18 protein-coding genes are annotated in these 22,801 nt (G+C 70.7%); 2 read left to right on the top strand and 16 right to left on the bottom strand.

The window, feature by feature from the left end; all coding sequences use genetic code 11:
• The first annotated feature begins 41 nt into the window (after window positions 1-41).
• Window positions 42-965: an alpha/beta hydrolase gene (locus tag AB0B72_RS11525; protein WP_367738525.1), complete on the top strand. Its 924-nt coding sequence runs from the start codon at window positions 42-44 to the stop codon at window positions 963-965.
• 103 nt (window positions 966-1,068) lie between these two features.
• On the opposite strand, the gene AB0B72_RS11520 is transcribed toward AB0B72_RS11525, so the two are convergent.
• The 16 genes from AB0B72_RS11520 to AB0B72_RS11445 all read right to left on the bottom strand — a co-directional run bounded on the left by AB0B72_RS11520 (window position 1,069) and on the right by AB0B72_RS11445 (window position 22,143).
• Window positions 1,069-2,199, bottom strand: coding sequence for a hypothetical protein (locus AB0B72_RS11520; RefSeq protein ID WP_367738524.1), 1,131 nt, complete (start codon window positions 2,197-2,199; stop codon window positions 1,069-1,071).
• Between the two features lie 151 nt (window positions 2,200-2,350).
• Window positions 2,351-2,749, bottom strand: coding sequence for a (deoxy)nucleoside triphosphate pyrophosphohydrolase (locus AB0B72_RS11515; RefSeq protein WP_367738611.1), 399 nt, complete (start codon window positions 2,747-2,749; stop codon window positions 2,351-2,353).
• Between the two features lie 15 nt (window positions 2,750-2,764).
• Entirely contained in the window at window positions 2,765-3,913 is a 1,149-nt protein-coding gene (locus AB0B72_RS11510) for an NlpC/P60 family protein (RefSeq protein WP_367738523.1), read from the bottom strand.
• Complete coding sequence (locus AB0B72_RS11505) at window positions 3,910-4,563, bottom strand: hypothetical protein (RefSeq protein WP_367738522.1); 654 nt, start codon at window positions 4,561-4,563, stop codon at window positions 3,910-3,912. The genes AB0B72_RS11510 and AB0B72_RS11505 overlap by 4 nt, the downstream gene beginning before the upstream one ends.
• Before the next feature lie 27 nt (window positions 4,564-4,590).
• Window positions 4,591-7,167 carry a type IV secretion system protein gene (locus tag AB0B72_RS11500; RefSeq protein ID WP_367738521.1) on the bottom strand — a complete coding sequence of 859 codons (2,577 nt, stop codon included), beginning with the start codon at window positions 7,165-7,167 and terminating at the stop codon, window positions 4,591-4,593.
• Window positions 7,164-9,641 (bottom strand): ATP-binding protein, encoded by a 2,478-nt coding sequence (locus AB0B72_RS11495; protein WP_367738520.1) that lies wholly within the window; start codon window positions 9,639-9,641, stop codon window positions 7,164-7,166. Before AB0B72_RS11495 ends, AB0B72_RS11500 begins: the two co-directional genes overlap by 4 nt.
• A 213-nt stretch (window positions 9,642-9,854) precedes the next feature.
• Window positions 9,855-13,388 (bottom strand): TcpE family conjugal transfer membrane protein, encoded by a 3,534-nt coding sequence (locus tag AB0B72_RS11490; protein ID WP_367738519.1) that lies wholly within the window; start codon window positions 13,386-13,388, stop codon window positions 9,855-9,857.
• 23 nt (window positions 13,389-13,411) lie between these two features.
• The gene (locus AB0B72_RS11485; protein ID WP_367738610.1) at window positions 13,412-13,684 is read right to left on the bottom strand and encodes a hypothetical protein; all 273 of its coding nucleotides are present in this window, start codon (window positions 13,682-13,684) and stop codon (window positions 13,412-13,414) included.
• A gap of 65 nt (window positions 13,685-13,749) precedes the next feature.
• Entirely contained in the window at window positions 13,750-14,679 is a 930-nt protein-coding gene (locus AB0B72_RS11480; protein WP_367738518.1) for a conjugal transfer protein, read from the bottom strand.
• A gap of 539 nt (window positions 14,680-15,218) precedes the next feature.
• Complete coding sequence (locus AB0B72_RS11475) at window positions 15,219-16,238, bottom strand: hypothetical protein (RefSeq protein ID WP_367738517.1); 1,020 nt, start codon at window positions 16,236-16,238, stop codon at window positions 15,219-15,221.
• A gap of 482 nt (window positions 16,239-16,720) precedes the next feature.
• Entirely contained in the window at window positions 16,721-17,179 is a 459-nt protein-coding gene (locus tag AB0B72_RS11470; protein ID WP_367738516.1) for a carboxymuconolactone decarboxylase family protein, read from the bottom strand.
• 118 nt (window positions 17,180-17,297) lie between these two features.
• Window positions 17,298-17,753: a cupin domain-containing protein gene (locus AB0B72_RS11465; protein ID WP_367738609.1), complete on the bottom strand. Its 456-nt coding sequence runs from the start codon at window positions 17,751-17,753 to the stop codon at window positions 17,298-17,300.
• A 24-nt stretch (window positions 17,754-17,777) separates the two neighbouring features.
• The gene (locus tag AB0B72_RS11460; RefSeq protein WP_367738515.1) at window positions 17,778-18,698 is read right to left on the bottom strand and encodes an NADP-dependent oxidoreductase; all 921 of its coding nucleotides are present in this window, start codon (window positions 18,696-18,698) and stop codon (window positions 17,778-17,780) included.
• 203 nt (window positions 18,699-18,901) lie between these two features.
• A complete protein-coding gene (gene sigJ / locus AB0B72_RS11455; protein ID WP_367738514.1) occupies window positions 18,902-19,792 on the bottom strand; it encodes an RNA polymerase sigma factor SigJ in 891 nt (296 codons plus the stop codon).
• Window positions 19,793-20,185: 393 nt separating this feature from the next.
• Entirely contained in the window at window positions 20,186-20,557 is a 372-nt protein-coding gene (locus AB0B72_RS11450) for a hypothetical protein (protein WP_367738513.1), read from the bottom strand.
• Between the two features lie 1,001 nt (window positions 20,558-21,558).
• Window positions 21,559-22,143, bottom strand: coding sequence for a hypothetical protein (locus AB0B72_RS11445; RefSeq protein WP_367738512.1), 585 nt, complete (start codon window positions 22,141-22,143; stop codon window positions 21,559-21,561).
• A 131-nt stretch (window positions 22,144-22,274) separates the two neighbouring features.
• On the opposite strand from AB0B72_RS11445, the gene AB0B72_RS11440 reads away from it, so the two are divergent.
• Window positions 22,275-22,799 carry a tyrosine-type recombinase/integrase gene (locus tag AB0B72_RS11440; protein ID WP_367738511.1) on the top strand — a complete coding sequence of 175 codons (525 nt, stop codon included), beginning with the start codon at window positions 22,275-22,277 and terminating at the stop codon, window positions 22,797-22,799.
• Window positions 22,800-22,801: the final 2 nt, after the last annotated feature.

The following is a 22,801-nucleotide window of genomic DNA, read 5'->3' as shown; positions in this document are numbered from 1 at the left end:
CATATAGTGTAGTGGAATCCACTTACGCCAGGAGTACATCCATGAGCAGGGAACAGCGCGCCCGGATCGACGCGATGATGCGACAGCCACGGCCTGAGGGCCCCCGGTCGGTCGACGAGCTACGCGCCGGATTCAGGGCGCTGATGGCCCAGATGATCGTGCCGGACACCATCCGCACCACGCGGACGACGCTCGGCGGCCGGCCCGCACTGCATGTCGAGCCGCACAACGGTCCCCGCGCCGGGACGATCCTGTACTTCCACGGGGGCGGCTTCGTGTTCGGCTCCCCCGAGACCGCCCTGTCGCTGACGGGACACCTCGTGGCCAAGACCGGCTTCGAGGCGTATTCGCTGGACTACCGGCTTGCCCCCGAGCACCCGTACCCGGCCGCGATCGACGACACCCTGAGCGCCTACCGCGCCCTCCTCGACAGCGGCGAAGACCCCTCGGTCATCGCGTTCGCCGGAGACTCCGCCGGCGGCGGCCTCGCCGTCACCACCTGCCTCGCCGCCCGTGACGCGGGCCTCCCACTGCCCGCCGCCGTCGTGGCGTTCTCCCCGGGCCTCGACGCCACCCGCACGGGCGAGAGCATGGACACCAAGGAGGGCATCGACCCGATCTTCACCCGTGAGGCCGTCGAACGCACCGGGGCCATGTACCTCGCTGGAGCCGACCCGCACCAGCCCTTGCTCAGCCCGGCCGTCCTCGCCGACCTGACCGGCTTCCCCCCAATGTTGATCCAGGTGGGCACGAACGAGCTCCTGCTGGACGACTCCACGCGCCTCGCCGCGCACGCGAGGGCGGTCGGGGTGGACGTCATTTTGGACATCACCGCCGACGTGCCGCACGTGTTCCAGTCGTTCGCCGGCATTCTGGACGAGGCGGACGAGGCACTGGACCGCGCGGCTCTCTTCCTCACCCAGCGCATTCGCGCCGGGTGCACGGCGCACAGGTCAGGGGATTAGGGGCGGCCCCGGCTCCTAAGGGCACCGCATCGGGCGCATAACAGCGGTGGACGTCCGCCTTGGTCCACCCGTAGAGCTGATCGCCCGCGGGCCGGTGCCCGCGTCAGCGGCCGTCGGCGCTGGAGGGGTCGCCCGGGAGAGGGTACTGAACGGTGCGGTCGGGAGGTGAGGCGTCGCCGTGCGGCGGGACGGCGGCCGGGCCGTCGGTCGCCTCTCCCCACACGCCCTGCGGCGACTCGCCGACCGCGGGTCCCCAGGCGTCGACCGGAGGGCTCTGCCAAGCGGCGGGCTGCCGGGCGTCCGGCTGTGCGGCGCTCTGCTGAACGGCACCCTGCTGCGCTTCACCTTGCTGACCGGCGCCCTCGAAACCCGGCTGCGCGTAGCCCGGCTGGGTATAGCCCGGCTGCGCGTACCCCTGTGGCACGTACCCGGGGGGCACGCCCTGGCTCGGGTCCATCGGATACCCCTGGGCACCGTACGCCTGCGGGTACCCATAGGGCGCCGGATAACCGTACGGCTGCTGGGGATAGCCCATCGCATACTGAACCGGGACGAAGCCAACCATCGGCGCGTATCCCTGGCCCGCCGGGTATCCGGCCGCCGGTTCGTCGCGACCGCCGCGCGCGGACTGCGGCCCGGCCCGCCGTACGGCCGCCGCGTGGGCCATGCGACGCAGGCGCCCCTCGAAGACCAGCCACGCGAGCAGCACGACCAGGACGAGCACGGCCCCGGGGATGGCGAGCTTCTGGCTCAGCGTCACCTTGTCGTACTGCGGTGTCGCGTTGCGGATCTCGATCGGCACCGACTCGGGCGCGGGCTCCTCGAACGACGGGCTGGTCGTGGGCGTGGTGCTCGGCGTGCTGGGCAGCGGCGTCGCACCGGGCAGGACCACGGCCGGGTCGGACGTCGCGGGAGCCGCCGTCGTGGCGGGAAAGCTGGGCTGGGCGGTCGAGGCAGGCAGATCCGGCTCCAACGTCGACCGCTGCGTCGGCTGGGACGCGGTGGTCGTCGCGGGCGCCGGCTTGGTCTTGGTCGGCTTCACCGTCGGCGTCGGCGTGACCGTGACGGTCTTCGTCACCACCGGATCGCTGGTCGGCCCGGGGGTCTGGGTGACGGTCACGGTGACGACCGGGTCGCAGGTCTGGCCCGCGTCGCACGGGTCCACCGGGTTGGCCGCCGCGTTCGCGCCGATCGCCGGCCCCACGACGAACACCGCCAGTGCCGTGATAGCCACGGAGGCGGCTGCCGAGGACGCGGCCCTCACAAGTGCGCGTCCTGTCACCGCTCGCCTCCACCCTGTGAGATGCCCTTGGGCCACAGTAGATTCTAGTTCCGTAAACCTACCGCAAAGCACGATCTATGACATGTGCCCGTACACGCGTGGATCAGTCTCGTGGAACGTCCCACAGAAGCCTCTCCACGGCGGCGACCACGGGCAGGTCCGCCGGAAGCCACGCCACCTCGTAGAGCTGGTGCGGCTCCAGCCAGCGCAGCGCCAGGTGCTCGTGCGGGTGCGGCACGCCAGAGCCGATCTCGGCCAGCCAGATCCGCATGACGTAGCCGTCGGACAGGGCCCAGTCGCCCCCGACTTGGCGGCCCACCACGATCTTGACGCCGATCTCCTCGACGCACTCCCGGACCAGCGCCTCGTGCTCGCTCTCCCCCGGGTCGACCTTGCCGCCGGGGAACTCCCACCCGCCCCTGAGCGCCGGCGGCTCGGACCGCTGGGCGGCGAGCAGCCTGCCCTCCTCGACGATCGCCGCCCCCACGACCACCCTCACCATCGCGTCCATGCCCGTCTACGTTAGAGCCCGCTTGAGCTGTTCCAGGACATCTTCGTTCTGGAGTGGCCGGGTGAATCCGACGATGTTCTGCCGGTCCCCGTACGTCGTCACCTTGATGGGCCCGCAGAGCGTGCAGCGCGCCTCGATCATCTTCCCTTCCGAGACCACCATGCCCACGTGTCCCGGATGGTCCTTGGCCGTTCCTGGGCCCGCGTTGAAGAACACCAGGTCGCCCGGTTGCTCGCTGCCCTCCTCGACCCGCACGCCGAACGGCCACTGGCCGAACGTCGTCCGCGGGATGGTCAGCCCGGCGTTGCGGTAGGCCATGTAGATGATCCCCGAGCAGTCGAAGGCGTCGGGACCGGTCCCGCCCCAGCGGTACGGCTTGCCGCGCTGGGCCAGGGCGTACTCGAGGATCTTGCGGACCACGTCGTCCGGCGCGGTCTCCACGTACGCCGAGTCGCAGTCCGGGTCGGCCTCCGGCGGCACACCGATGTCGCCGGTGGACGCGTAACGCTTGGCGATCTCCAGCACCTGGTCGACGTACCAGGTCGCCCGGTTGTAGACGAAGATCGCCCGCCTGAGGTCGTCGGGCGCGCCGTTGCGCTTGAGCATCTTCGCCGCGCCGAGGATCGCGTCGGCCGGGTTGTAGATGTCGCCGTACCCGTCGCCGTCGCCGTCGGAGGCGTAGCCATTGATCCCGGAGCCGATCTTGATCTTGGCCTTGCCGCCCCAGGTGGAGACGAGGAACTGCATCGGCCCCGCCGCGCCCGCGTAGTTGGTGCCGCTGCGGACACCCGGCAGCGACGAGCGGCCGTGGTCGGTCTCGCGCTTGCCGATCGCGGCGAGCACGTTCCACTGGACGCCGATCTTCTCGCCGAACTTCTTGTAGAGCGCGAGGTAGTCCTCCGGGACGTCGGCGCGGGCCGTGGCGGACTCGCCGGTGGCGGTGGCCGCCTGGGCGCAGTCCTCGCCGGACCGGCCGCCGCCCAGGAGCATCGACGGCGACGGGGTCATCAAGATGATCGATCCGAAGAGCGTCAGCGGGACGATCACGGCGAGGGCGACGGCCAGCCCGCGCCAGGACCGCCCCCGGGACGCGAGCCGGCGCAGGCCCACCCGCCGGGCCACCTCGACGGCCGTGGAGCGCGGGGGGGCGGTCACGTCGTGGTGTCCCCGTCCTGCCCGGCGTCGGCGAGCTCCAGGTCGTAGACCCGCCAGTCCACCCCCACCTTGATGACGGTCACGGCGTACCGGTCGGGCTGGTCCCTCTGACCTGTCCTGTCGGTCACGTGCCTGACCGAGTCGACGACGAAGATCACCTGGTTGGCGGTCATGTCGCGGATGGTGGCCACCTTCGCCGACGCCCGCGACACCACCTGGTCGGCCTTGTTCTGGTTCACCAGCGCGGGGTCGGTCATGGCACGGGTGAGCTGCGCGCCGAACTCGTCGGTGGCGAACGCCTTGAGCCGCTGGGCGAACGCCACCGGGTCCTCGCCGTACTGGAACGTCCCGTACGACCCGGTGAACCGCCGTGCGAGGTCGGCGGCGGCGGCCAGTTCGTCCCTCGACAGCGGCAGGTACGCGTAGACGTCGAAGGCGCCCGGCGTCGTGGCCACCTGGCTCGGCACCTGTACCGGCGCGCTCGCCTTCGCGGTGGGCGCCGCCTGCACCCCGGCCGCCCGCTCCGGACCCGTTTCGCCGCCGCCGGGCGGCCCGCTCATCGTGAGGTAGACCCCCACGGCGGCGAGCAGCACGACGGCACCGGCGAACGCGAGGTGTTTGCCCCGGTCTCTGCTCTGGCTGGACATCATCTGCGCATCACCCGCCGGCGGAGCCCGTCACTCGCCGGAGTCGCGGTCGGACGGCTTCGCCCAGAACGGGGTGGGCGCGTCGTTCGAGCGACGGCCACCGTCCCCGCGGCTCGGCAGCCACAGCGGAGGCGCCTCGGAGGACCGGGGCCTGCTGGAGGAGCCGCCGGACGGCGGAGCGGGCCGGGAGCGGCCACCGCCGGAGCTCTCGCTCCGCCGGGACGAGCCGCCGAAGAGCCCTCCTCCGCCGGACGAGCCGCCCGAGCCTGACCCACCACCGGACCCGCCGGACCCGCCGGAGGAACGCGAGCCACCCCCGAACAGGCCGCCTCCCGAGGAGCGGGAGCCCCCGCCCGACGAGCGGGAACCTCCGCCGAACAGGCCGGGCGAACGGCCACGTGACGCGGAGCCTCCCGCGCCGGAGGGCCGGGAGGCCCATCCCCCGGACCGGCCGCTGAACCAGCCGCCGCCCGAGGCGCCGGACGAGGAGCCGGACGGGGAGCCGGACGGGGAGCCGCCCGAGGAGCCGGACGCCCTGACGGCGCCGGACGCGAATCCCGACGTCCGGCCGGAAGCGGCGCCGGACGCGGAAGCGGGCAGTGAGCCCGACGACGCTCCGGAGCCGGCGGAGACGCCGGATGCCGGTCCGGGACCGGACGCCGAGGGAACGCGCCGAGGAGGTGATCCGCCTCCCGGAGAAGCCGGACGGGGACCGCCGGAGGGCCGGACGGTGGCCGCGGCCCGCGCGCCCGACAGGTTGAGCGGAGGCGCCTGACCGGGCCGCGGTGCCGCCGCTCCCGCCTTGCGGCGGCCGGCCGCCTGCGCGTCGGTCTCCAGCGGCACCGGCTGTGCCCCGGCCCGCGCGCCCGCCTGGCCGACGGCGGCCGGCGCGCCCTCCTCGCCTCGTACGCGCCCCTGCGCCACGGAGGAGGCCGCGGCGGCGGCTGCTCCACCCCCGGCGACCATGGCGGCCGCGCCGATGACCGGCTCCGCCTTGCGCAGGCCCCACCGGCCCGCACGGGCCACCCCGACCGGGGGCAGCGCGTTGGCCGCCCGCGACAGGGTGGGAGCGGACGCGGCCTCCCCGAGCATCCGGGTGGCGAGCGTGTGCCCGTCCATCGAGGCGAAAAGATGCTGGAACGGCCGGCGGTAGAAGAACACGGCGATCGTCAGCAGCGCCATGAACAGGATCTGCATGCCCCAGGGCAGCGTGGTGGAGATGATCAGGGCGTAGCCGTACACCAGGACGCCCAGCACGAGGGCGAGCACGGCCTGGCGCAGCAGGGTGCCGACGAGCATCTCGACCCAGCGCATCGCGATGATCCGGCCGGAGCCGGGATGCACGCCGATGAGCAGGAAGATCGGCCCCATGATCAGCAGCAGCAGGAAGCCGACCTTCAGCACCAGCAGCGACACCGCCACAAGGAAGATCAGCACCCCGGCGACCATGGCGGCGATGAAGGCGCCGATCGCGATGCCGAGGCGGCTGGTCCAGTCCTTGCCCTGGAAGAGGAAGAACACCGGGGTGTTCTCCAGCGGCTTGGCGAGCTCCTCCTCGAAGCGCCTCTGGTGGCTGTCGCCGCTCGGCATCTGCTTGGCGGCCTGCTCGGTCGCGTCGATCGCCTGGATGTCCAGCGTCTTCGCGGCGAGCGCCCGGACGATCGGGGCGTTGGTGTCGGCCGTGCCGAACTCGCCCATCAGCCATGGCTTGCAGACGAGCGTCGACCACAGCGCGTCAGCGTTCTGCGCCACGCCGGGGGTGCCCGGCTCTCCGTACCCGCCGGCCTTGACGGCGGTGGACGGCTGGTCCTTGGTCGGCATGCACGAGGCCCCGCCCGCGCCGGGCAGGCCGGAGAACGCCGAGTTGACGACCTCTCCGGTCTTGTCGGTCACGGTCTTGCCGATGCCGGTGAAGTCGCCGGGGCGGCTGAAGAACCAGATCGCCACGGTGACCGCCAGCACCATCCAGATGACGCCCTCGGTGGTGGTCGTGGCGCGTTTACGTATCAGGCCGTACCAGGCCAGCCAGATGGCGCCCAGGATGACGATCGGCCGCAGGTACGGCCAGTACATGGCGTTGGCCAGGTTGGTGATGATGTCGTCGGCGACGTCCTTGATGGGCTGGATCGGCCCCTCGGTGGCCGCCGCCTGGTAGGTGCTGATCGTCAGCCGGTCGACCGCCTTGGCCCAGGAGAAGACGGTGTTCGCCCATGCGTTGCCGAGCACGGCGGTGACGTCGGAGCAGCCCAGGCCGTACGTGTGCCAGAACTGGCCGGCCATGCCGTACCGGTCATAGTTGGTGACCGGTTCCTTGGGGGCGGCGGTCGGAAGGGCGTCGCCGGGTGCGGCGATCGGAGCGCCTCCGTCGGGCGGCGGCGGCTGCACGAGGCCGTCGACTCCGCCGCCGGCGATCTCAGGCGCGAGGGCGGGCGACAGGTCGCACGGGCCCGCCGCGCCGGCTGTGTCGGCGGGGAAGACGAACGGCAACGTCACGAACAGGGCGAACGTCGCCAGCAACAAGGCGAGGACCCGCGGGAGCCGCCGCCGGGCCTTGGCCCCGCCGCGCACCCGGCTCGCCCTGGGAGGACCGTTCCTGCGCACGCTCACGATCGCACCTCCTGCGCGACCCCCGACCGACCGGAGCCCCCGTCAAGAAGATCATGCCCTTTCTCATCGGGTTTGTCGTGTGTCGGATTGGTGTCAAGCCACCGCAGCAGCTCCTCCGAGATCAGGTCCACCCCGATACGGCCGGCACGGCCGTCCAGATCCCGGAAGACGCACTCCCCGTTGTGGAGGGAGCGCAGCACGGCCTTGTGCTCCTCCGACGGGTCAACCCCGAGGAGCTCCATCACGTGCCCGACCTCCACCCGCTCGGTGGAGCGGAACGCGAAGACCGACGACAGGCAGTTGGTGACCTGCTCGCTGAGCAGGTCACCGGCGTTCTGCGACACCAGGACGAGCGCCGTGTTGCGTGAGCGGCCCATCCGGGAGACCTCGGGCACCAGCTTGGCCCCCTCAGGTGTGGCCGTGATCGCCCACGCCTCGTCGAGGAAGATCGCCTTCGGCGTACGCCGGTCCAGGCCGTTCATCAGCCGCCGGGCGAACTGCGACACCAGGTAGAGCAGGGCCACCGAGAGCCGCTGCTCGTAGGAGTAGTCGTCCCGCACGGTCATCACGTCGGGCAGCGTGAGGCCGCCCAGCGTGAACACCGTGGTCCACCCCTCGGTGTCGATCTGGTCGCCGCCCGACGGGTCGAAGCACAGCTTGGCCAGGGACATCTCCGACATCGACCGCAGCACGGCTCCGAGGTTCTTCGACGCCGGATCGGCTGAGTGCTCCAGATGGTCCACGACTTTGCCCAAAGAGGGGTCCGGCTCGTTCGAGACGGCCGCCACCGCCTGGATCATGGCCGACTCGCGCTCCTCGGACATGCGCGGAAGCAGCAGCCTGAGCGTCTCGGTGGCCATCGTCTTCTTCGCCGCGATGTCGTCGCCGAACGAGAACGGGTCGAGCAGACCGGGCGCCGCCGACCCGAGCGGGATGATCCGCGCCCTGCGGCCGCGCCGCTGCAGCAGCTGCACCAGCGACTCCGCGTCACCCTTCGGGTCGATGACCGCGACCGTCACCCCGCGCAGCGCCATCTGGTAGATCAGCAGCAGCGCCAGCGTGGTCTTGCCGCCCCCGGGCTCGCCGGTGATGGCGATGGCGGTCGGGCGGTTCCTGGTCGCGGCCACCAGCGGGTCGAAGTGGACGATGCTGCGCGCACGCCCCAGGGTCTCCCCAATGTACGGCCCGATCCAGCCGGCGTTCGACTCGTCCACCCGGTCGCCGAGCTCGACCGTCGCCGTCGCCATGCCGCCGGCGATCGTCCGCAGGGGCTGCCGCTGCGCGTACGCGTTGACCCGCAGCTTCTCCCCCGGCAGCGACTCGCAGAACAGGGAGAACTGGTCGCCGGTGGAGTTGACGACGTCGATGCCGAGGTCACGGTAGTGCTCGACGACGGCCTCCACCCGCTGGACGCAGATCTCCTCGGTGGGGGCGCTGACACTCAGCCGGTGCCAGCCGTACACGAACGGGAGGCGCTCCTTGGTGATGCCGTGCTCCAGCATCCGGGCGGCGTCGATCTGCTCGGCCAGGGCGAGCGGGGCCTCCGCCCCGGCCTCCCTGATGTGGATGTCCATGTCGCGGGCGTGGGCGAGCTTGCGCGCCACGTCCTTGCTCGCCCGTACGGGGGAGATCAGCCGCATCCTGCTGGAGACCTCCACCGGGAACGGGAGCTGGTCCGCGAAGTGCAGCCACGGCTCCCCGTCGGGGAAGGGCATCAGGTCGGGGAACCGGGCGAACGACAGGTGCGCCGTGAACGAGTCGCCGGACGGCTGCTCGATCCGCAGCAGCGACCTGCCGTTGTGGATCTGGCCCTCGACGAGCGCCTCGACCTCTCCCTTGCCCCATCTGCGGCGCGGCGTGGCCGACGGCATCGGCTCGCCGAGCCCGCCCGCGGCGGCGTGCTGGAACAGCCAGGCGATCTCCGTGGAGGTGGCGTGGCGGGCGTACAGCGCGCTGGACGCCAGAGCCCGGCCGAGCCGCTCCGAGGCCTCGGTCCACCGGGTGATCTCCCGGTCCGGCACGTGGTCGTCCTCCATGCCCAGCGCCTTCTCGCTGCGCTGGTAGAAGCCGAAGAGCTGGGCGAGGACGCCGTTGCCGAGCTGGGCCCCGCGCGGGCCGAGCCGTACGCCCAGGTAGACCTCCTTGCTCCAGAAGTCCTTCGCCCAGACGTGCCGGTACATGTCCTCCAGGTACTCCCGCCAGCCCGGCCCCTCGTCGGACGTCGAGTTGAGCGCCATGGCCCACTCGGCCGCCGGGTAGGCCCGGTGCGCGATCCGCAGGTGCACCTCCGCGTCGGGCATCCGGATGCCGGCCAGCGCGATCGTGATGTTGGTGACGAGCGCCTCGCGCTCCTCGGGCGTGAGGAACTCGTAGCTCACCGTCGGCAGCCGGAAGTACGCCCAGGCCGCCGAGTCGGTGAGCAGGACGCGATCGTCGAAGTACCGCACGGCGATGCGGCTGCGTGCCCTGCTCATCGGGCGCTCACCCGCTCCGCAGCCCAAGCCCTCGCGACCCGCGTCGCAGACGCATGCGCCCTCGGCACCTGTGCCCTCGACGCCTGTGCTCGCGCCCGCAGGTCCGAGCACCCCCGGCGCGCGGCACGCGCGCCGGCCCCACCGGTGCTCATCGATCGCTCACCCGCTCTCTCGCTCACCCGTACCAGGACCCCTTACGCGCCGCTCGCTCGCTCATCTGGCCACCTCCTGCTTGGCCTGGATCGCCGCCAGACCGCTCACGACCACTCCCGCGAGGGCAACGTACGCCCTGCGGCCACCGGCCCGGAGGTGGTTGACGTCGACCGGTCCGGGACGGCCGGGGGCGAGCTCGTCCTCCCACGGGACGCGGACGATCGCCCGGCACCGGCCGCTGGCCACCGCCTCCGCCTGCTCGACGTCCGGCAGGCTGCGGCGGCTCACGCCGTTGATCACCATGATCGCCCGCCGGCGCAGGTCCGAGCACCCATGCCCGTCGAGCCACTCGTACGTCATCGCGACCGCGTCGGAGGCGTCCTCGCTCGCCGGGGCCACGAGCACGAGCTGATCGGCGTACGGCAGGAGCCGCGCGGCCAGCGCGGCCGCCGGGTCGATCACGGTCAGCCGGTAGTGACGGTCGAGCGCGCCGAGCGTCCTGCGCCAGTCGGCGAGCAGTGCCCGGTCCGCGAGCCGCTGGGCCGCCTGATCGTCGGTGTCCGCGCCGACGACCTCCAGACCCGACTCGCACCGCGTCGTGTACGCCCGCATGCCGAGGTAGCCGCTGACCGCGTCGGAGCCCTCCAGCAGGGAGCTCAGGGTTTCCGGCGACTCGGCCGCGATCCGCGTCGTCAGCGTGTCGTCGCCGGTGTTCGCGTCGAGGGCCAGCACCCGGTCGTCGCGGTAGCGGGCGAGCGTGTGGCCGAGCATCAGCGCCGTGGTGGTCTGCCCGGCGCCGCCCGTGCAGCCGAGCACCATGATCCTCCTGCTCATGGAGAGCGGCGCGCGGGCCCGTGCCTCGTCGACCTCCATCCCGTCGGTACGGCTCCCGCCCACGACCACCTGCGCGAGCCTCCGCCAGCCGCCTGAGGGGTCACGCCCGACGACGGACTCGACCCGGCGGACACGGGGGTGCTCCTCTGCGCCCTGCTTGCCGGGCTTGCCGGCGGGAGGGGCGGGGCTGCTCGGGCCGGATGCGCCGCCGTGCAGAGGGCCGGCCGGCACGGCGCGAATGGAGACCGCGGCCGGGCCGAGCTGAGGGGGCGGAGGGATGGACGGCATCCCCCGCCCGCGATCGGTGGAGGCGGTTCCAGCGGCCGGAGGGAGAGAAGCGGCGGGAGCCACCGGCTCAGCGGGCACGACGGGCCTCGGGGAGCCTGGGGACCTCGGGGGCGTCACCGGCTCAGCGGGGGCAACGGGGCTCGCTGAGGCCACGCGTTCGCCGGGCGTGGCGGGCTCGGCGGATGTCACGGGCGGTACACGCTCGGGCGCTCCAGCGGGCGCCACGCGCTCCTGCTCGACGCGCCGGGCACGCTCGGCAGGCCGGGCCGACGCGGCACGCGCGGCGGACTCGGCAGACACGGCGGACTCGTCGGACGCGGCGGACTCGTCGGACGCGGCGGACTCGTCGGACGCGGCGGACGCGGCAGGCGCGTCGGGACTTAAGGGCGCCGGTCTTGTCATGCGAGGGCCGGCGGGAGGCGGTTCGGCAGCCTGTCGCTCCAGATCACCGGACACCTGCTGCGGCGTCCTCGGCTCTCTGGGACGCACGAGCCGGGGCGGCTGCCCCTTGCGATGCTGCTCCCGCGCCTGCCTCCGCCACGCCTCAGCGTCGGCGTCTGGGGTGAGATCAGGATCAGGGCCGGGGTCGGCCGGCTCGGTCCCGGCCACACGCTCGACCGGCTCCATCCGCGCCACACGCTCGGCGGCCGGCTCAGCCGATTCGCTCCGCTCGACGGAGTCGCTCTCGGCGACCTCGACGCGGCCGGCGGACATGCTGGATTCGGCAGGTTCAGCCGACGCGGGAGCACCGCCGGACTCGGTGCCTTCGGCGGACTCAGCGCGCTCGACAGACTCGGTGCCTTCGGCGGGCTCAGCGCGCTCGACAGACTCGGTGCCTTCGGCGGGCTCAGCGCGCTCGGCGGACTCGGAGTGCTCGGCGGGCTCAGTGCGCTCGACGGGCGTGCTTGACTCTGTCGGCTCGACTGGCGTACCGGGCTCGGTGGGCTCGTCCGTGGGTGCGGCTGTCTCAGGGTGGCCATGTACGCCGCCTGGGAGGGCATCCCTCTGGTCCGCCACGTCAGGCAGGTCCCGTGGGTGCTCTACGCCGGGTTCACCGGCGGCCTGGCCGGTCTCGGGGTGGGCCGTCGCCCGATCGGCGTCCGGAGCCGGGACGGCTGACTCCGCGACCACATCGGCGGCTTCATCCCGAGTGGGCTCCTCGGCCTGCCGGTGCTCCGTCTCCTCGTCCCGCACGGCCGGCCGGGCCGGGGCGGCCGGAGCCGGATCCGCGTAAGCCGCGACGCCGGGCCGTACGGAACGGGGCTCCGCCGAGGCGGCGAGCCGCCGGAGGCGGCGGAGCGCCTCGGTCCCGATCGGAGGAACGGCCGGCGGGCTGTCCGGATGGGCTTCTTGTGACGTCGGCGCGATCTGCGGCGCCTCCGTCCGCGACGCCTCGGCGGGCGAAGGGGCCACCGCACCCTGCGCGACCTCCGAGCCGGGATCACGCCGCAACTGCGGTGCCACGCCGCGGAGTGAACCGCCCGGCTCTCCCGCCGAACCGGAGCCCTGACCGGAGCCCGGACGTGAACCTGGAACGGCGAAACCGCCGCCCGCCGCGGGCCGCTGCCGCGAGCGCGCGCCGTGAAGGGGAGCGTCCGGGTCGGTGGAGGAGCGACCCGGCTCGAGCCCCGGAGGCCGCTTGTGCCCAAGGAGTTCCGGGTCGTGACCGGTGGGCAGCTCGTGCAGAGGCCGGGCCGGATCGTGGGCGGACGGCCAGTCGTGGCCGGGGCCGACCGGCTCGGCGAGCCCGGCACGGGGCCGGGTGGACGGCTCCGGCAGGTAGAAGACCCGCTCGCCCACTGCGCTGCCGGCGGCGGAGATCGCGGTCCTCGAGACCGGCGGCGGGGCGTCGGTCCCCGGAGCCGCGGCGGCCGCGGCCGCGGCCACGACAGGGCGGACGAGGCGGGAGGGGGCCACCTCCGGTCCGGCGGCGGCCGCCGAGGTGAGAGGAGCGGGCAGCGCGCGCTCGGGCGACCACGGCTCGGCCTTGCGGCCACCCTTACGGGTCCGTACGGGTGACTTGTCGGCGATGTCGACCCGCGTCTTGGCGACGGCCTTCCGGCGAGCCCGGCGCGTGAGCGTGGCGCCGTCCCGGACGGTCAGGGGGGCGGCACGCCAGACCCGTACGGTGACCGTCACCTCGTCCGGCTCGCTCAGCGGCGCCATACGGCACCAGGTGCGGGGCTCGGCGAGATACCGGACCTGCGACTGGAGAAGCTCGGTGAGGCGCTTGCTCTCGATGACCGGCCGGGTGGACAGCCAGGTGAGGATGCCGGGGGGCACGAGGTAGACCACGTGCCACGGCGCCTCGAACGGCACATTGACGAGATAGAGGAGAAGCCACCACGGAACGAGCACGCCCACGAACACACCGATCCAGACGACTGGAAGCGGCATCGGCAGCCGAAGGTCGTACAGCTTGTAGAGCCGCTTCTCAATTCGCCAAATATTGGTATATGTGGGCAGGTCCACCCCGAACCTCCTCTCCGCCCGATCTACTTGATTCCGAGCGCGCCCGCGATGGCCTTCGCCGTCACCTCGATGATGTTGGGAACGTAGAAGATCACGCCGATCGCGATCGCCAGGATGATGAACTGCACGAATCTGGTGATCTCACGGGTGAAGAGGAAGAAGATCGCCACAACGGAGACGACCGCGAGGAAGAGCGGGGCGAAGAACTTCCGGAGGAAGTCGGCCAGCCCCTCGGTGTTGATGCCCGTCGTCGGCGCCGGCGACGGTGCGGAAAGATCGAGGACGTTGTCCACGATGGTCTTCAGAATCAACTTTCGCCCTCCCGGGGGTGTGGATCAGCGATGTCTCGGCCGGGCATGCGCTACCCCACGGATCGTTTCGCGCCTTGGACGTCCTTGACGAACCATTTGCCGCCCTGCTTCTCGACAGTCAGCTCGTAGGCCTGCTCCAGCCCGGCGGGCTGAGCGGCCGGGTCGGCTCCCGGGGTCGGGACCGCGGTCGCCTCGCTCGACCCCACGGCCCACACCACCACGGCGGTGACCTGCCGGTCACTGGCCCCTCCGGGCGGCACGACGACATCCTTCAGCTCTGCCAGCGTGAACTCGCCGCCGAACCCCTCGATGGTCGCGCCGTTGGCGACGTAGCGCTGCAGGTCGGCCTGGTCGCCCGCCGCGTACGCCTTGAAGAAGCCCTCCAGCAGCGGGCGGAGCTCGCTCTCGGCGGCGGCGTCTCGGTCCGGGTCGGGCAGTTGCGGCAGGCCGGCGGGCCCTGGCGCGGGCAGCAGGGCCGGCTGTGCGGACACCACGAACCTGCTTCCGTCGTAGTACACCGGGACCGCCAGCAGGCCGCGGCTGCCGCCCGACTGGTAGGTGACGGTGACGCGGGCGTTGTTGGCGTCGATCACGCTGATCCCGTCGAACTGGAAGGCGCCGGCCGACATCCGGCCGTAGCCGTTCCATCCGAACTGCGCGTCCGCCCCCTCGGGCAGGAACGCCTTGAGCCGTTCGGCCCGCTGCTGCGGGTTGGTGGCGTCGTAGTTGAGGTAGACGGCGGCGAACTGGTTGGCGAACGCGGACGCCTGGGTCACCGGGAAGCCGGAGCCGGTCGGCTCCGCCGAGGACACCGTCCCCCCGCCGGTCTGTGTGTACCGTTCGAACATCGCCCGGACGCCGTTGACGACGATCACGATGATCAGTGCCCAGAGGATGATCCGGCCGGTCCAGACGAGCCAGCGGCCCCCGCCGCCGCTCCAGCCTCCGCGCCGCCGCGGCACGCCACGCTCGGCAGTCACCTGATCAAGACCCTCTGGAGGGTACGACTCGGGGCCGCCAGCGATCCGCGGATCCTGCTGGACGGTTGACCTGCGAGCCATCACGCCTCCGCTCGCGCCGATCCCCCCGGCTGGCGCGGTGTCGTCTTACTCTCGATCCGGTTAGCCGCATTGAAGTATTCACCCTAGCGGTCGCACCAATTCTTCCAGGTAAGCCACGCCCATGGTGCAAGCATCGCCGCGACCGAGCAAACCGGGTCTACATCCCGATGAGACGCCCCACACCTATCCAGTCCGCGGAAATGCACGTTACGCCTGGCCAGCGGGGACATCGATTACTTAACCGCCACGTGTTGCTGTCCCCCCAGCTCAGAGACGTATCGATACCGATGATCGCAGATCTCGGGCAACCGGGCGTCGTCCGTCCTCCGTGGACGCCGGGGCGCATGCGAACGGCCCCGCACCTGGACGGTGCGGGGCCCCCATCAGCCGGTCGGCCACGTGGGCCACGAGGGCCGGCAGCGGCCTTCAACGGCCTTTCAACGGCACTTCAGCGGCCCTCAGTAGGACGAGGGACTCGTCTCGCTCTGCGAGTGACCGGACTCCTCCTGGCCCGACTGCCGCAGCTGGGCCGCGCGAGCCTCGACGCTCTGCCGCGCGGCACTGGCCGTCTCCTCCCCCAGCGACGTGCTCTCGTACCGCTCCGGCGACGCCTCGCTCTCGTACGCGGCGCTCCGATACCGCTGCGGGTACGACACCGTCGACACCCGCTCGCTGCGGTACGTCTCCGGGTACGACACGGTCGACAGCCGCTCGCTGCGGTACGTCTCCGGATACGACACCGTCGACAGCCGCTCGCTGCGGTACGTCTCCGGATACGACACCGTCGACAGCCGCTCAGTGCGGTACGTCTCCGGGTACGACACCGTCGATACCCGCTCAGTGCGGTACGTCTGCGGGAACGCCTCGCTCTCGAACGCGGCGCTCCGATACCGCTGCGGATACGACACCGTCGACACCCGCTCGCTGCGGTACGTCTCCGGGTACGACACGGTGGACGGCCGCTCGCTCTGAAGGCGCTGCGGGACCCGCTGCGGAACCTCCTGCGGAACCTGCTGCACCGACTGCGGGCGGATGGTGACCGAGACGGTCATGGGTACGCCGGAGGCCGGGACCGTCATCTCGGGAAGCCCGGTGACGGAGACCGTCCGCGGCATCGCTGTGGTGGTGCCGATTTCGGGTGCCATGGCGGCCGTGCCGGACAGCCGAGGCATGGTGATCGTCGTGGTGATCTCCGGCATCCCCGTGATCGTCATGGCCGACGGCATCCCGGTGATGGTGCCGGTGAAGCTCATCGGGGCGGACACGGGCAGGTTTCCGGTCTCCAGACTCCGCTCCGTGATGGTTCTGTACGACGCCGACTCCGCCGAGCCGCCCGGCGTGATCTCTTGAGGCGTGATCCCCGCCGCGGTGGGGCTTGTGGCGGCGAATGCGGGGCCGCTCAGAAGCGCGGCGCCTCCCGCCGTCAGTGTCGAGGCGATGACTGTCGCTAGAGCCAGCTTTCCGGGTGTCCGATGCATGGTGCCTCCTTGGGCCCTGTAGGGCTAGGCAGGTCAGGCCACCAGTTGTTTTCTCCTGGTTCCCATTTGGCCGTGAACCGTCCCTCTCAATGCACGCCGCAATAACGGCGGAAATTGTTGAATTGCCGAGAGAGGGAGTTTTTCGGCGACGTCGCGCCGAACGGCCACATCTCGATGCTTAATCGCGCTTCCCGAATGCGTCTAGGGCATTTGATGCAAGCGTGCCCGGTGGCCTTGAAGGATGTGACCCGGCCAAGACCTGAGACGCGTTTCACGGGTGGGGCTGTTTGCGACTTCTTGCGCACCAGCGGGGTCTGAGGCCGCCGAGCCCCGGCGGAGGCCGGGGACCCGGGGTCCGCGACGCGGCCGAGCGCGCCCACCATGCGTAACCGGACGACCCAACCGGGCGTGACCTCGCCTTTAGGTGACCCCCGCCCTCGCGGCGCGAGCAGTGGTTCACGACACCGGTGTCACCGTCGAGGTCAGTTGCCCACGGGGTACCGGCTGGTGATCGCGACGCGGTTGAAGGCGTTCATCACGGTTGCCAGCCAGGCGACCGCCGAGACCTGGTCCGCGGTGAGCACGGCCGCGGCGGCGTTGTAGTCCTCGTCGCTGACGTGTCCGTCCGGCACGCGTGTGATCGCCTCGGTCAGGCGGAGGGCGGCCCGGTCGGTCTCGGAGAAGTAGCCGGTCTCCTCCCAGCCGGGCAGCACGGCGATCCGGTCGGTGCTCTCGCCCTTCTTGAGGGCCTCGCGGGTGTGCATGCGCAGGCAGAACACGCAGCCGTTGATCTGGGAGGTGCGGATCTTCAGCAGCTCGACCAGGAGCGGGTCGAGGCCCGCCGCGGCGACGGCCTCGTCCACCTGCGACGACAGGGCGATGAGGGCCTTGTAGGCGGCTGGGTGCTGCTCGCCGATGTTGACGCGCTGGAGGTTGGTCATGGTTCCTTCGATTCGTTCGTGTGGTGTGCGCGCCCTTCGGGCGCGTCTTGGTCGCGGGTGGTGTGTTCCGGCAGGGCGGAGTTCGTGCGGAGTGTTGCCGCCCGCCGCGTGCCCCGCGCTATGACCCCGGGTCGTCGACCTTGAGCTCGTCTCCGGTGGCTGAGACGAAGACGACCAGGAGCTTGGCCGGTTTGGTCGGGCTGGGGTTCTCGGTGAGGACGTGGTGGGCGCCCGGCTGCTCGACCCAGTTCTCGCCCTGGTGGTAGGTGGTCACGGGCTTGTCGTCGAGCTCGCTGCGCACGGTTCCTTCGAGGACGTAGGCGTAGACGAACGCCTGGCCGTGCCGGTGCGGCAGGGCGCGTGCGCTGGGCGGGAGGCTGACGATCGCCGAGGTGAACGTCTTGCCTTCCACATTCGGAAGGGCCTGCTGAAGCAGCGGTTTGAAGCTTTCTGCGGGGGGCGTCGACACCGCGGACGCGGTCGGCCCCTCGGCGTAGGCGGGCCGGCCGGAGGCCGAGCAGGCCGTGGCCGCGGTCAGCGTGGTGACAGCCATGAGGGCGGCGGCGATCCGCATTCCGATCACGATGGGCCTCCTTGCTCAGTCCTGCGCGACGCGGATGATCGTCTTGCCAGGGGTGCGCTTGCCGGGGGCGAACGCGGCGGGCGCCTCGGCGAGCGGCCGCACAGCACCGACGAACGGCCTGAGCCGGCCTTCCCTCACTCGCTTGGCGAGGTCGGTGAGCCGGGCGCGGTCGGGTTCGACGACGAAGAAGACCGCCCGCCCGTCCTTGGGCTGGACCTTGGGCGGCATGACGATGCTGACGAGCGTGCCGCCGGCCCGGACCAGGGCGGCCGAGCGGTCGAGGGTGTCGCCGCCGATCACGTCGAACACGACGTCGGCCTGGTCGGCGTCCTCGAGCCTCTCGGTCTGCAGGTCGATGAAGGTGTCGACGCCGAGTGCGAGTGCCCTGTCCCGGTCATGGCCCCGGCCGGTGCCGATGACGCGGGCGCCGGCCTCGCGGGCGAGCTGTACCGCGATCGAGCCGACGCCGCCCACGGCACCATGGATCAGGACGGTCTGGCCTGTGGTGAGGCGGCCGTGGTCGAACAGGCCCTGCCAGGCGGTCAGCCCGGAGATCGGCAGCGCGGCGGCCACGGTGTGATCGACGTCCGCCGGCAGCGGGGCGAGGTTGCGGGCCTCCACCGCGGTGTACTCGGCGAGCGTGCCGTTGCGGGCCCAGTCGGCCAGGCCGAACACCCGCTGTCCGACGCTCAGGCCGGTGGTGCCGTACCCCAGCTCCACGACGACACCGGAGAGCTCGTGCCCGGGCACGCTCGGCGTCCGGTCGCGGCCGGCGCGGTCGGTCCACGTGGCGGGCCACTCCAGCTCGCCAGGGGTGAAGCCGGCGGCGTGCACCCGCACGATGACGTCGTTCTCGGCCGCGTGAGGGTAGGGAATGTCCGTCAGGGACATCCCGGCGAGACCGGCGTTACGGTCTCGTACAGTGATGGCTTGCATACAGATCCTTACTGCGGAGGAGCGACCCGAGCACACAGCCCGCTAGCCCGAGCACACAGCCCGCTAGAAGGCAGGGCTCGTAGCGGCCACAGGTGGATCCATGCCGTTCCGCATGTTCGATCTCACCTGCTCTCGCGTATTCCTTCGTCGCCCGTTTTGCGTTGTCATCAGGGAGACGAGGCAGCCCCTCCAGGTGTGACGGCTCAGACGCGCACGAGTTTGTCGGGATTGACGACCCTGCGGTACGCGGTGATCAGCCCGTCTGCGATCTGGACCGTGTCGACGGAGTAGACCCGTCCCTCCCGGTGCACCACGAGGGCGAGCTCGCCGCCGACCTCGGCGAAGTCGATGCGGTCCGGGTGCCACTGGCGCCCCACACGCACCATGACCTCGGCGATGCGCTCACCGCCGTGGATGAGCTTGCGTGCCGCGTTGACCTTGCCGCCGCCATCGGTGACGTAGACGGCGTCCGGGTGCAGGAGCCTGACCAGGCCGGCCAGGTCCCCGGCCAGGTAGGCGGCGCGGAAGACCGTGAGGATGCGTTCACGCTCCGCCTTCGACACCTGCGGCGCGGACTGCTTCGCTTTGGCCACCCGCCGTCGTGCCCGCGAGGCGAGCTGCCGGGCACCCGGCGCGGAGACGTCCAGCACTTCGGCGATCCGGCCGAACTCAAGACCGAAGACGTCGTGCAGGACCAGGGCCACCCGCTCCGGCGGGCTCAGCTCCTCCATGATCAACAGCATCGCCGAGCTGACGGACTCGTCGACGAGCACCGGCTGCGACGCGTCCGGCCCTGTGAGCAGCGGCTCCGGCAGCCACGGCCCGACATAGGTCTCCGAGCGGAACCGGGCACTCTTGAGAATGTCGTACGACCGCCGCGCGGCCACCGTCACCAGCCAGGCCCGCAGATCACCGATGTCCCGCAGATCCGCTCCGGCCGCCCGCAGCCAGACGTCCTGGGTCACGTCCTCGGCGTCGGCCACACTTCCCAACAGCCGGTAGGCCACACCGAAAATCGCGGGCCGGTGCCTCTCCCATTCGGTTCCGAGCGGATCCTCCTGCTCAGACCACCCGAACCCGTGCCCGTCACCCATACAGACCGCAACCTCCCCCAGCTTGCGGATCCAGCGTAACCATCCGAATTCACGATCTTCGAAGGCAGCTCCGCGGAAGGTGCCCAGCGTGGTATCTGCTTGATCGGTGCTGGTCTGCGAGTTGAGGCGGCCCTGGTCTCGCCCCGGCGAGGGCCGCCTCGGGGTGTGCCCGGGGACGAGGCGCCGGAGGCGTGAACGGCCTGGACGGGGCCGGTTCAGACGTTGAAGCGGAACTCTGATCGCCATCCTGCCGACCTGGGTCGGGATGCACGCTGCGCTGGTCGGGCGGTCTTCTGGTCTCGCGTCGGTGATCGTTGGTTGTCGACGTTTCACGGTGGCTTGTGCCCCCTACGTGCCCCAGCGGCCAGTCCGCATCGCCCTCCCCTGAATAGATCAGGCCTCGTCGAGGGCCACCTGCTCGGTGCAAGCGGCTCGGACGGCAGCGATCAATTGCGACTCAGTGCGTCCCCAGCCAGCTCCCCATTCGTCATGCAGCCCGTATAGGGCGCCCAGCGGAGGTGCGAGCATCTCTTCGGGATCGTCCTCCTCGATCACAAGGTGTTCGATCAGCCAAACCAGCCAACGCTCACTGGCCTCACCCGCGAGGCAGCATCGCGCCATATCGACATAAGCGATCTTCACTGCGTCCGATCTGGACGGCATTGACGTTCCCGCATCTGCGAGAGCCTCGACCAGCACATCACGCACCTCGTGTGGATCTCGTCCGTCAAGACCAGCGAGAATGCGCAACTTTTCACCATCCATGTCCTGAGCGAGCCAATGCGCGGCCCACATGGGGACCCGATCGGGAGGCAGAACTCCCAGCTCATGCCACGTAGCGACCAACTGCGGAGAGGGAATCAACTCTCCTACGTCGTAAGGAGATCCATACACGCGAGCATGGTGTCACGATTGCAGATGAGCTCGGTGACGAACCATCATCCCGGCACACAGCCAGTTTGGAAGGTCTCGGTACGTGATCGCGTAACCTGCTGCGCTGCTGGTCAGACGCCTAATCGCCTAGTCCGTGGTTTGCCATGACTCCCCCGTGATTCACCGCCCCGACGGGCATGCAGCGGGCACGAAGCGCCAGCCAAACCTTCCCGCCCATCCCGTCTGCCATCGGCCCCACCGCGAAGCGGCAGCGGGCCGACGACGGAGGTGCAAGCCCGGCTTGACGTGTCCCTGAGCCTGGGCACCTTCCACGGTCATTGGATGCCAACGGTCACAGCCGGGCTTGCGGCGGAGGAGGCGGGCTGCTGGGCTTGCCTGGGGGTCGATGGCGGGCGGGATGGAGACCTACTCCAGCCACCCCACCACCCGTACGTTTGTTCGAGACCATCCCGGAGCCGGAGCGTCCCCCGCCGGAGGCACCACCCCGCGCGGCGCGGCACGTGGCGGCTGTTCCACCTCAGCCCGCCGCCCGTGATCAGACCTGTACTGTCGCCCGGCGGCCCGCCTCGGCTCGTCCGCGCCAGCCGTCCGGCGTGCCTTTAGCCGGCCGCCGGGAGCGCCAGCGGGAGGCGGCGGCGTTGCCGTGACGGCGGCGCGTGCGGCCCGGCTTCGGGCCGCCTTGAAGACGTACAGAAAGTTCTCACACGCGATGCGCCGTGGTTGTGTCGGGCCTCGGTTGATGCTTGACGCTTCGGCCCCACCTGATGCTTTACATGATCACGGCGAGGCTGGCGACAATTCCTCTTCCGCCGAGTAACGCGTTGTCGCACCCCCTCAGGACGGGCTACCGAAGGTGCAACTGTTTTGAGCTTTCAGCCTTGTCCTTCGAGAAACGCGGTTCTCTGCCAGATGTCGCGCCATCGATACGGTGAGCGCGCCCGCGCGGTCGTAATCGGTCCGCGCGGATCGACGCCGCATCCAGGGCAGATCTGATCGAGGCCGCGCGCGGTGCCGCAAACCAGGCACGCCGTCGCAGAATCTCGGCGACGAGCATGAGCGTCCAGCACGCGTTCGACCACGACGGCCAGGCGTTCGGTGGGATGCACCTCGGGATCGGGACAGTAGGCAAGCCATCCTGCCCACGAGTACACCCGCGCCACAGGGTCCGCCGCACGCCGGCCCGAAGCTTTCTCCCGATGACGACGCGCAATGTACGCGGCCCTGTGGTCCATCCACACCCTGCGCGCAGGCTCGATCTCGTCGATCGCCCGACGCAACGATTCGAGGTCCCGTTCCAGCCGCTGTGGCACCCGGGCGACCAGGATGACGTGGTGCCAGGTCCCTCGGAAACCATACGGAGGAAACCGCAACACACACTCGCGCAAGGCGAGCAGCCGCTCACGCGGATCCAGAGCACTGTCACATACTCTGCGCGCAGCAGCCGGGAAACTCGTCATAGCCGTCCATGCTTTCGCATCCGTCACGGGGTGCGGGAGGTTGGAGATCGCGGGCGGCATCTGTCATGCCGCGAGTCGCACCCCCGGGCCCCACTCCGGATTGATCATGTAAACCATCAACCGAGGCCGCAGTGTCAAGCATCAGCCGAGGTAGGACAGATGCGCCGTGGTTGTCTCGGCCAGAACCCACTCGAGTGGAGTGGCAGTTTGCTCCACAGTCCAAGGTCAGGACCGAGCCAAAGACCCGCCGCTCCCGTCGTTCCGTGCCGCTCCCCCGTGTTGTCGCTGTGGCGATCGACGAGCACATGCAGGATTGGCCGCCCGCCGGGGATGGCACCTTGTTCACCACCCGATTCGGCACGCCGTACCGGCATGACTACTACAGCACCCTGATCTTCAGGAAGGCAGTTGCCGCTGCCGGGCTGCCGAAGGGCACCACGTCTCACGACCTGCGCCATCACTATGCATCTGTGTTGCTGATGCAGGGTGAATCCGTCATCGTCGTGGCCGAGCGTCTGGGGCACGAGAACGCCAACCTTGTTCTCTCGACCTATGGGCACCTGATGCCGGACTCCGAGGAGCGGACTCGCCGAGCGGTCGATGACGCCTGGTCGTGTGCCCCAGATGTGCCCCAGAACGAGGCTCCGAAGGTATGACC

Source organism: Microbispora sp. NPDC049125 (assembly GCF_040802045.1).
Lineage (GTDB): Bacteria > Actinomycetota > Actinomycetes > Streptosporangiales > Streptosporangiaceae > Microbispora.
Note: the sequence above shows the minus strand (reverse complement) of the source record. Positions and strands in the feature narration are given on the sequence as shown.